Below are 11,750 nucleotides of genomic sequence, written 5' to 3'. Positions count from 1 at the left end.
TTATGTCCATTGGAATTCTTAAGATAACAGAAGAAAAATTCTTGCTCCAGTTTAGCTTATAAACCCTGGTTGCGCTTTATTTTTGAAGTAAGTGTTTCAATCAGAAATCTACACTGCTGAACCTGCATTTCCATATCAGAGATGATCCGATTGGAGGATTGTATAAGCCTTTCTGATCGGTCAAGATGATCCTTATTATTAACTTCTCCATCCCACTCAAACTCTTTCTTGATTATCATCAGTCAATTCTAAAACAATGACACTGCGTTGCCATGAGATGGTAAGGAACATGCAGGTCTTCTCATGAAGCAGGAAGATAAAATAATATTATGCTGAACTTGTGTAAAGCTGAACAAGTTAATCAACCTATTAAGTCTTAAAACTCTATAATAATGTAATTAAATCCATCCCATATCATCTCAGGATCTCTACTGGTATTTACCAGCTCAGGGTTTTGACAGTTTTACTATCAAACTGGTACTGCAGCCACTCTAAAACAACATTTTGGTATTTATACTCTCTTTTGTTTTAAAAAATGTATACCGGAAGATATTGGGTACATTTAAACATGCATAACATTCCTGTTTCCGCACGTCCAGTAATTGTTTTTAATCCCAGGGAACTAATGATTTTGAACATGATTGCTGAAGGATTAACAAATATGGAAATAGGAGAAAAAATATTTTCCAGTAAGCGAACAGTGGATTCAATACGAATAAGTATGCTTCGAAAGTTAAAGAGTAGAAACACTGCTGCATTAATAGCCTGCTCATTCAGGTTAGGTATTCTTAGTTGAAATATCAATATACATGCTGACATGAAGCGATTCGGAATCATTTTATCTTACAATAGCCTGTTGTACTGTGGGATAATCAAAGACAATAATGGTCAGAAGATCCGCTTTCATAATGAGAATAACAGAGTTGTCTATAACAGATTTGAAGTCATTCAGTTTTGTATTGGAATGGTAAATAATCGCCTGCTGGCACTACATCTAATTAAAACATTAAATAGCGAAGGCAAAGCAATATCAACTGCTCATCTTATCAACTAAAAAGATTACTAACAGCTGCCAGGAGAAAACTTTTCTCAAACTTTACCTTCCTCCAATATAGAGAAATAGCACAAGCGCGGTAAGAATATTCCAGGTTGACAGGAACTTACAATCAAGCATTATACTCTACTCAGGAATATGCCTATATCAGATTTTTGACCGTAATACATCCATTTCATCATTAATGCTTTGACAAAGTTTTAGTATTCCTTTTTCTCTTGTTCGCTGTGGATGTATGGCAAAAGCGTATTTCACCGGTAATAAAAGGGCATCTCTGGTAAATCCCCTGGGATACTCTATAAGATGATGACTTTATAGCGCACAAATGCTTTACAACTATTATGAATATTCTTGTTAACTTTGGGCCCATCAACCTATGATAAAAGCTTTATTGAACGAAAGAAATGCCATATTAGCGGCAATTGTAGCGAATTCTGATGATACGATTATCAGCAAAACGCTCGATGGCATCATTATGAGCTGGAATCCCGCGGCCGAAAAAATGTTCGGCTACCTGGAAGTTGAAGCTATTGGCAAGCATATTTCGCTAATCATTCCACCCGATCGCCTTGAGGAAGAAACATTTATCATTTCACAGATCAAGGCAGGTCAAAAAGTAGCTCATTTCGAAACGGTTAGACTAACCAAATTCGGCACACTGATTCCGATTTCAGTGACCGTTTCCCCGGTCATTGCTGAAGATGGCAAAATCATCGGGGCATCAAAGATTGCCAGAAACATTAGCGAGCAGATCCTCTTACAGCAGGAAAAAGCACGCCTTTATGAGCAGGTGAAAACGCTCAGTGAGAGACAAAATGAATTCATAGGATTAGCAAGCCATGAGCTGAAAACGCCGCTGACCAGTATAAACGGCTATTTACAAATACTTAAAAAAACAAGTGGAGACCAGAAGTCAACGCACATTATTGACAGGGCTGCCCAGCAGGTAAAAAAAATAACGGCCCTGATCGATGACTTGTTGGATATCACAAAGATACAAGCCGGAAAGCTAATGTTGACGACCGAAGCCAACGATATCAAACGCATTATCGAAGACGGCATTGAGCTCATGGTACATGCCCATCCCCAGCATAAGTTTAAATTCCACACTGATATTGATGTTTTAAGCATAGTGCTCGATGCGCAAAGGATAGAACAGGTACTGGTGAATCTGTTGACCAACGCGATCCGGTATTCGCCTTCATCAAACCTTGTGGAGATCTTCCTTGAAGTGAATGATAACCAGGCGACCATCAGTGTCCGTGATCAGGGACCAGGTATACCGGATGATAAATTTGAGCTGATTTTCTCTCGGTTCTACCGCATGCAGGAAAGCAGTACGCAGGGTCTCGGACTTGGTTTATTTCTATGTAGCGAAATCATACAACGCCATGCCGGAAAGATCTGGGTAGAAAGCAAACTAGGCGAAGGAAGCACCTTCCATTTTAGTTTGCCCCTGAAGGCCGATTAATGCATGACCAACTTGCTGAAGCAATGCCCACGCCTGACAATACAGGCAGATCCTATGTGGCTTTACTTTTTTTTAAAATAAGCAGTAACTTTAATCGCCTCATGCTGGCTATTCATTTTTAAGTTCATTGATAAATTCCTCTACAATTAGCAAATGCTTGACTCCTCCAGAACTCCGAACTTCGATGATCGGCTCCTTACAATAGGTAAAATGGGTAAACATAACCCTCATTTTCCAATTCGTCAGCCAAATCCATACTTGGCTGTAGAGGGACAGTGCGGTCTTTCGAGCCGTGTTAGTACCTTTCAGCATTCGCTCAAGAACATAAATGTCAATGTCCCCTAAGAGTACTAAAAGGTTTTGCCTAGATTCCATGTATGCAGGTAAAGATAAAAAAATGATGCCACGCCAAAACCATAAATTAGCGATCCTCCTTCTTCTCATCATTCTTTCTTTTATCATCGGTTGTAGAGCTAAATCCTCATGACCCAAATGTCAGCCTAATTGAACAAGGTCAGGTCAGGCCCTGAAGGTTTGTTGTTGTCCTCATCCTTTTTTCTGGCATTGTTGATCTTTTATTCCACCTGCCAGACCTTTAACAAGTCATTGTTTACCAGATGCAACACTTATAAACGCTCGGCAACCGGCAGCTCCCGGTCTTGCCAGATCGCATTCTCGGCCTGAGAGAGAAAACAGGGCATGAACAATCCAAAGGATATTTTTTAGATTGATTTTCTCTTCCCACCAAATACCCTTATTTCTGAAAATTTACATTTCACAGGCCTGAAGGCTACAAACTTAATTCACAATAATTTAATCTTAAGGTAATTGATAATAGGCTTTGTAATGATAATTTTGGGCTCATAGAATATTGTCTATGGTAAAGGATTACTCAAAATTAGCTGATAGCGTTTTAATGCAAGAATGCAGCCTGGATAACATGCTCGCGTTTAATCAGTTATTCGATCGTTATTTTGAGCCGTTATACCGATTTGCGACCACATATGTAAAAAACACAGATGCCGCAGAAGAGCTTGTAATGGACCTGATGCATAATATCTGGAAAAAAAGAGCGCAGCTAGTTATTAGGGGCGAAGTAAAAATTTACCTTTTCTCAGCGCTAAAAAATATTGTGTTTAATCATATCCGCAAACGCGAATTACAAACAGTAGCCATCCACACAATTCCAGAAATAACAAATTTTGCTCATACTAGTTTAGAAGAGGCAATTGATGGAAAAGAACTGGAAAAAATTTACCAGCTAAAACTCGAAAAGCTAAGTCCGCAGCGAAAAAAAATCTTCAAGTTAAGTAGGGAAGAAAATATGACCTACCCTCAAATAGCTGAGCAGATGAACCTTTCTATCAATACCATTAAAACCCAGATGGTGGTAAGCCTTAAATATTTGCGAGAGCAAATGAAAGAGCATGTCGATATTAGCATTTGCTTGGTTCTTTATCATTTTTTATAATTTTTTTATTTCCACTCATCCTATCCTGCTATAAGTTGTGTCTTTATAGTTGAAGGATAAAATACCATGAGTTTAGAAATAGATAAAGCGCTGATTAAAAAATACCTCAACGGAGATTGTAGTCCAGAAGAATTACAGTTAGTACGCATAATTTTAGAGCAGGCAAATGCTCAAGCCACTTTTGATGAGGTTTGGGATGAGCAATGGTCTGATAAGATATATCCGGATTCAAATCAAGCAGACAGTATCCAAAAGCAGATATGGAAAACCAAAATCGGGGAAAGAATCTATAACGATGCGTTTTCAACCCCAATAACTAAAAAGCTTTATCAAAAACCCAAATTTTGGAGCTACGCAGCTATATGGTTTGTAGCCATTATTGGTGCTGGCTTGTTTGTGGCTAATCATAACAAAAAAGAGAACGCTGGGCCTTTAATGGTTTACGATGAAATGATTAATCCAAAAGGTCAGAGAACATTAATTACCCTACCCGATAGTTCCGAAGTTTACCTTGGTGCATTGAGCAAAATTCGCTTTGCTAAAAATTTTGATGGTAAAACCAGAGAAGTACTGCTGGAAGGCGAAGCCTTTTTTAACGTAGCCAAAAATCCAAAACGCCCTTTTATTATCCAAACCGAAAACATCAGGACACAAGTATTGGGAACCTCTTTTAAAGTAGAAGCATTTAAAGGCAAACCGATTAGTGTACAAGTAAGTACTGGTAAAGTACGTGTTGATAGAAAGTTTGATAACGACTTAATACCTATAGCCATGTTGCTGCCAGGCCAGGCCGTAGTTTGGAATGAACAAAAACAGCAGAAAACACTTGCTCAGGTTGCTATAGAAGATGTGATTGACTGGAAAGAGGGCCACTTGAATTTTGAGCAGACGCAATTGGCAGAAATCACTTCAATTTTAGAGCGGTGGTACGACGTTAAGATTACGATAGAAAACGACAGGCTTGCGAAAAAATTGATAAAGGTTAACCTGACAACCAATATCGCTATCGATAAAATAATGAAAATTCTGTCAGCAGCAGGCAGCTTTAATTATAATATTCATGAAAACCACATCACGATTAAAAAATAATGCAGAAAGGAAAGCATATGTAAGATATAGACTCAAACAAAAAACGTCCTCCTAAACCTAGGAGGACGAAATATCATAAGGTTGGTTGTTTTCGAAGACGCATCAACCCTCAGATAACATGAAAGATATCCGCCAAAGGCGAAAACCAATAACGAACAAAAATATGCAAAAATTATTACATCTGCATATTTCCACTGAGCGTAATGGTCATTCTATATGGAAAGGCCACTACATAAAGCAGAAATATGATCAGGTGGTCAGTAACCGTCTTTTATTAGATAAAATCTATTTCTTTATGAAGTGCTCGATTCTTCTGATTGCAATTAAGTTGACATTCGCAGGAGTACTTTTGGCCAGTAGTGTAAATGGCCAAAATTTAAATCAGAAAATAAAGCTGAAATTAGAAAACGCTACGCTCGGTAACAGTTTATCCGTTATTGAAAAACAAAGTAAAGTACAAATAAATGCGCAAATTGATTTATTAAGTAACATTCACAAAAAAATTAATGTTTATGAAAAAGACATTAGTGTAGCTGATGCATTAAACCTCGTACTTTCAAATACCAATCTACAATACAAAGTAATTGAAGGATATGTGGTTATTACCAAAAAACCTGTACAAAGGGTAATTGTTGGAACAGTTATAGATGCTAAAACCAAAGAAACCTTAATTGGCGTTAGCATTCGTTTAAAAGGTCTCAATGTTGCCGTTTCAACTGATGTGGACGGTAAATTTAGGGTTACTGTACCAGAAGCTGGTGCTACTGTAGTGGTTTCTTATATTGGCTACCAGACAAAAGAAGTTAAGGTAGATGGTAACACCAGGGAGATTACCATCTCAATTTCTCCATCATCAACACAGCTCGGCGAAGTTGTGGTACAAGCTCGCAGGCGAGCAAATACGGAATCCTCGGTACTCGAAGAACGTAAAAATTCGGCAATTGTGCAAGATGCAATATCGGCCCAAATGATTGAAAGAACAGCCAGTATCACAACAACGCAGGCTTTGCAACGCGTTTCGGGTGTAACCGTTACCGATGATAAATATGTGGCAATACGGGGTTTGGGCGACAGAAGTGTAATTGGACAGTTAAACGGTGTTCGTTTAGCATCATCAAATCCAGATCGAAGTGCAATACCTTTAGATTTGGTACCCGCTTCTCTACTGGATAACATTACCATCTATAAAACAGTTACGCCAGATAAACCTGCCGATGCTGCAGCTGGTATTGTAGAGCTGAAAACCAAATCAGTTCCCGAAAAAGAAACTTTCGAAATTACCGCCCAAACTGGATTGAATTCTAATGTTGGCATCAGCGGTAAGTACAATAGTTTTTATAACAGCGATATGGGGGCTTTTGCTACTAAAATCAACGACAAAAACTTATCTCAGGAATTTAAAAATCTGGCCCAGCAATACCCAGGAGGTTTAAGTTCGGTTCATAAAATGATTGCCAATAGCAATTTTAGTCCAGATGCTTACCAGGAGGTCAACCGTATCAATAATATTATGCAGAGTTTCGATCCGGCAATGAAACCACAGTACAAAAAAGCACCCTTAAACCAATTGTATTCGGCAACTTATGGCAACAGTTATAAAATATTTAAAAAACATACAATAGGTTTAATTCTGGGCGGTAATTACTATCGCCGTATTACTGATATCAGTGGCGGCGATCTTAATCAGTACAGTATTTATCAAGGTGTGGTAACCGGAAATCCTGATGTGTACAGTTTCCGTAACATCCCTAACTATATTACGCCAAACAGTCTCTTTATGGGTAAATACCAAACCTATAAAGAAAATACAGGAACCGAAACGCTTAATTATGGTACATTGGTTGGCCTCACTTATCGCTTTAATTCGCAGCACGAAATAAGCATGCAATATTTAGGCAGCTGGGGCGGCGAAAGTACGGCAACACACTTAAGTGGTCGTTACGAATATACCGGTTTACCGGGCGAGGTAGCAAGTAATACCTATTCGCTAAAACAAACTTTTAGAGATTTAAATACATTCAATTTGCAAGGTGAACATAAGTTCTTTGATAAGGAGCTTTCACCACGTTTAAGCTATAATGTTGCTAAATCATTATCTAAACAAAACGATCCTGATTTTAGATTTGCAAGTTTAGCAGACTATACCCCCAGGGGCGGCGGATGGTACAATCGCCCTGCTGTTGGTGCACAAAATGGTGGCGGAGAACCAACATACACCAATCACCTCTATGCATTAACTTCTGGTTATGTAAACGGTTTTGGTAGCTACGGCATTATACAGGCAGAACCCAACGGACGTAGATGGCGTAATTTAGAGGAGGACAATAGCAATTACAAAGCGGATTTAAGTGTTCCCTTTAAACTATTTGGCCAAACACAACAGTTCAAAACCGGAGTTAATTATTTATTTAGAGATAGATCGTTTACTGAAAATCAGCTTTTCCTTCCCGGATCTAATTTCACAGCAAACAAAGCAATTCCTTTGTACGATGCGGAAGGTAATTTGGATCGTTTGGTGAGCAATGAGATCATAGGCGTAAAAATTCCGGGCGCAGGCCAGGGTGAAGGAATGATGCCGGTAGCCGGATTTTTATACAACAGCCAGAAATCGCCAAATAACTATAAAGGTTATTTTGAAACCAATGCCTTTTATGGAATGCTAGATTTAAAAATAACCGAAAAGCTACGCATAGCGGGCGGTGTGCGTTTCGAAATGACGAATATCGGCTCTGCTGTAGATACCGTGGGTGTTTTCTTAGATCCGGCCTTAACAGCGGGAAGCGGTGGTGTTCCTTTAAACCCCATCAATCCGAATTCGGTTTACAAAACAGGTTATAAGCCTTTCTATTCGGTAAATGCTACTTATACGCTCAATCAGAACATGAACTTCCGTACGGCATTTAATACGACGTTGGCCCGCCCGGAATTAAGGGAAATTACCAACGTATTCGAATTTGATGCGTTTCAGATGGGCTTAGTGGTGGGTAATCCAAACTTAGTAAATCAGCAAACGCAGAACCTCGATTTCAGATGGGAATGGTTCCCCTCAAAGGGAGAGGTTATAGCTGTTTCGGCATTTGGTAAACGCATAGAAAACCAATTGGTAAAGGTATTTAGTTTAAAAACAGAAGGTTTAGCGGCCACTTATCCAGAGTTTCCAACTATCCAATTTCAGAACGATCCTAACGTGGGTAAGGTGTGGGGTATAGAGTTAGAGATTACCAAAAATTTGGGTACTGTTTTCGATCCTTTAAAGAGCTTTTATTTTGGTGCAAACTTGTTGTTGGCACAAAGTGACATTCAGAAAACCGCCGAACGTTACGAAGCTAACCGCTCCCTAGACAGGCATTCTCCAGGAAACAGCCCGCTTTTTGAACAGGCACCGTACTCTATCAATGCTTATCTGAATTACAACAACGAAAAATCCGGAACCGATTTAACCGCAACATTTAATATGGTTGGCGAACGTTTGGTTCAAATTAACCTTACCGGAGAGCCAGATTTGTATACACAGCCCGTACCGTATTTAGATTTTGTTTTCAGCCAGAAGATAAACAAACGTATCCTTTTTAAAGGTTATGCAAAAAATGTCCTTAACCCAAGCATCAAAACTGTTTATGCCAATCCGCAGACAGGAGGTAATTGGTATGGTAACCAGTACATCAACCGCAGTTTTAAGCGTGGTGCAGAAATAATGATTGGTTTTACCTATAAAATGTTTAAATAATGAACACAGCAAAATATAAAATTTTCAGTCTGGGCTTGGCCTTACTGTTATTCGTTCTGGGCTGCAAAAAAGATAAGCTCGATATTAAAATAGATAATAGGGAACTCACAGAAAACAGGGTTAATTCTACCGTTCGTATTATCAATTTAGATGAATATAATCAGGTGATAGCCAATGGAGATAGTTTAACGAATTTTGTAGTGAGAGCCAGCAATGGGCCAGACTCCTATAAATATCCGGGCACTTCTTATTTTCCGTTAGATGGTCGATTGACTAAAAGTTGGTTTATTCCGCAAAATTTATTCAATGAGAAAGAAGAGGTCCGATTACAATTTGCTCTAAGAGAATATCTGGGCAATGGAAATCGTGAGCTTGATGTAAGCCTCAAAAACGACTTCGCCAAGCCAACCGATTATTTCTTGATGCCTCATCTTTTTGTGAATGGGCAACCAGAGGTAGTTGCCGTTCCTCGAGGCGTTACTTTACCATCAAAACCAGATCATTTTAAAATCAGGATCATAAACATTGGCGCAAACATTACCAGGCCAGCTTCAGGTTTAACAGGTCTTCAGGAGGACTTAACAGGTCCGGTATCTTTAGCGTTTGCCGATGGCACTTTAGTAGATGCGAAAACCAATGGTATTTCGACAGCTAATATAGCTTCAGAATATGTAGAGGTTCCTTACGGTACCTATCAATTCAGGATCCTGTTGCGAGATGGTAGACAATTGCCGGCTCGGGGTAGTGAAATGTACGAGTTTGGCGTGATTGACCCCGCAAGTTCGACATTGCCAGAAAGCAGCAAAAGATTAACCAATTTAAGTTATGCGCCAATAAAAACGTATCAGCCGGGTGGCGTTTATACCATTTTGGTAGCGCCACAAAGTTTCAATTACCTTATCAATGATTTAGATGAAACCACTTTCACCTATCAGAACTCTTTTCAGGTCATTACAGATGTTAGTGCAGCTGTTAACCAAACATATTGCCGAATTCAAGGTGCGAACGCACTTGCTGATCAAGCAGTAAGCTTCAAAGCCAGCAATACGGCCTTAGGTAGCAACCTGGCATTTGGGATGGCTGGTGATTACAGCAACTTGGTACAGGGCTACCACAAGATAGAAGCCCTGGATGCCAATGGTAAAGTGCTGGCGAGTACAATCCAAGTGTTAAGAGCCAACCAAAATTATACGGCGTGGCTTCATCCAGATCAGCGTGGCCAGCCTAAGTTGGTATTGGTCAGTAACGATCTAAGTGGAACAGCTTATACTGGTGCACAAGATGATGCATCTTTTGGCAGATTAGCTTTCAATTTTTTTTTCTATAAAAGGTTTTTAAATCTTTCAGTTGGTAACCCTTACGTCACCTTTACTACAAATGATGGGCAAACACCGGCTACAGGAACCGATAATGTAAGTGCCGCGACCAATTTACAACCTGGTCTTCCGATCTTTGATCAGCCTTATTTTAAATCTGTATATAACTTACAAAGTTATCAGATTATGGCCTACCGTTCTAAGCCGAATGTTATACCTGGTGTATGGGCAAGTGATATTGATGTACTGCCAAGCGATTCATTTATCGCAAACAAAACACTTTATCAAAAAGCGAACAGACCTGTTCCGGTGCACGAAGCTGGGGTTTATACAGTTGCGCTGATTGGCAATAGCAGTACAAATGCCAATTCGGCAAATAAAGCAAGAATGATCATCGTTAAACATACCAAATAATGAAGAAACAGACATTAAATATTTATTTAGGACTCATTGCATTAGCGCTATTGATGGTTGCAGGATGCAGTAAGGTAGAATATACCAAAATACATGAGCCAGCTTATTTAAGGGTTTTTAATAACCTTAACTATGTGCAAACATTAGGCAGTAAAGATGATAAAACACCATTTTTCTGCATGCTGATTAATCCGACTACCGATGCCAGTGGAAAACTAAGCGGTGGCGAAGTGGTTGTCGATTTCTTAGATAAAAGAGATGCTTATGCACCTCCCTACCCTTCGCATGTTGGTAACAGTACATCGGTAAATAATCCAGAATACCCTGGCAAAGAGAATGTTTTGGTTGCACCAATTGTCAATGGTTTTGATATGAGTAGCTGGGCGCAGGTTCCATCAGGAAAGATAAGAATTTTGTTTGCCTACCGTCCAAAAAATGCGATCCCATTTTTCCAGTTAGAGGATAACCTGAAAAAAGATATTCTGATTGACACCACCATTGAATTGAGAAGCAGGGAAGTTTATACCCTGCATGTATTACAAAAAGATTTTGTGACTAAACAAACGGGTGTTTTACTTCGTGAAGAGAATTTCCATAAGCTGCCGTTATCAGACTCGCTGGTTTATGTTAATTTTTACAACATGAGCGCGAAAGGTTTCTGGCAGGCCGATGCAGCCTTAAAAGACAACGATTTTAATTTGAAAAGCTTCAAGGGCGGCATTAAAGATGATATGAATGTTTTCGTTTCCTTGTACCAAAGCCAGGGAGAGCTGAGCCACACGGGCCCTACCGTATCAGGCTTTAAAGGGAAATATTTAGCCAATGTAAAGCGTAATACTATTTCTAATGCCGTGAATCCTTACGCTAGTTTTCCAATTTGGGCAAGTAATAAGGCAAATGGGATCCAAACAGACATTTGGCAACGATTTGATTTTTTTGTACCTGGTATGGACATCACTAATAATCCTATTTACCCAAGCGAAACCAATACGGCAAGTAATTGGGCGGTAGTTAATTGTTTGTTGAATGGCAAGGTTGATCTCCAAAGCAATGAAAACGGAATAATACTACCCAATCTACTGGTTAATGTTCACTCTGGTAAAAACAATCCACAAACGTTTGCTACAGTAAATACAATAGAAGTGGTCAATGGTCGGGTTTACCTCACCACCATTCAGCGAAAATATGCACCACCTGTTTATTAATAG

At 39.3% G+C, this 11,750-nt stretch carries 7 protein-coding genes; all 7 read left to right on the top strand.

Annotated features, from left to right (window positions below; genetic code table 11):
* Positions 1 to 535 precede the first annotated feature (535 nt).
* The 7 genes from AC3ITD_RS05970 (at position 536) to AC3ITD_RS05940 (ending at position 11,747) form a co-directional block, all read left to right on the top strand.
* Complete coding sequence (locus AC3ITD_RS05970; protein ID WP_489364889.1) at positions 536 to 796, top strand: LuxR C-terminal-related transcriptional regulator; 261 nt, start codon at positions 536 to 538, stop codon at positions 794 to 796.
* Between the two features lie 634 nt (positions 797 to 1,430).
* Complete coding sequence (locus tag AC3ITD_RS05965) at positions 1,431 to 2,525, top strand: PAS domain-containing sensor histidine kinase (RefSeq protein ID WP_489364886.1); 1,095 nt, start codon at positions 1,431 to 1,433, stop codon at positions 2,523 to 2,525.
* A gap of 877 nt (positions 2,526 to 3,402) precedes the next feature.
* Positions 3,403 to 3,996 carry an RNA polymerase sigma-70 factor gene (locus AC3ITD_RS05960; protein WP_489364885.1) on the top strand — a complete coding sequence of 198 codons (594 nt, stop codon included), beginning with the start codon at positions 3,403 to 3,405 and terminating at the stop codon, positions 3,994 to 3,996.
* Between the two features lie 66 nt (positions 3,997 to 4,062).
* Entirely contained in the window at positions 4,063 to 5,085 is a 1,023-nt protein-coding gene (locus tag AC3ITD_RS05955; protein ID WP_489364883.1) for a FecR family protein, read from the top strand.
* A gap of 163 nt (positions 5,086 to 5,248) precedes the next feature.
* A complete protein-coding gene (locus AC3ITD_RS05950) occupies positions 5,249 to 8,812 on the top strand; it encodes a TonB-dependent receptor (RefSeq protein WP_489364881.1) in 3,564 nt (1,187 codons plus the stop codon).
* Positions 8,812 to 10,542, top strand: coding sequence for a DUF4397 domain-containing protein (locus AC3ITD_RS05945; protein ID WP_489364879.1), 1,731 nt, complete (start codon positions 8,812 to 8,814; stop codon positions 10,540 to 10,542). The genes AC3ITD_RS05950 and AC3ITD_RS05945 overlap by 1 nt, the downstream gene beginning before the upstream one ends.
* Positions 10,542 to 11,747 carry a hypothetical protein gene (locus AC3ITD_RS05940; RefSeq protein ID WP_489364877.1) on the top strand — a complete coding sequence of 402 codons (1,206 nt, stop codon included), beginning with the start codon at positions 10,542 to 10,544 and terminating at the stop codon, positions 11,745 to 11,747. The genes AC3ITD_RS05945 and AC3ITD_RS05940 overlap by 1 nt, the downstream gene beginning before the upstream one ends.
* The last annotated feature ends 3 nt before the right edge of the window (positions 11,748 to 11,750 follow it).

It is taken from the genome of Pedobacter sp. KH_004 (genome assembly GCF_057840755.1).
The sequence above is the reverse complement of the archived record's forward strand: the minus strand, read 5'-3'. Positions and strand labels throughout refer to the sequence as shown.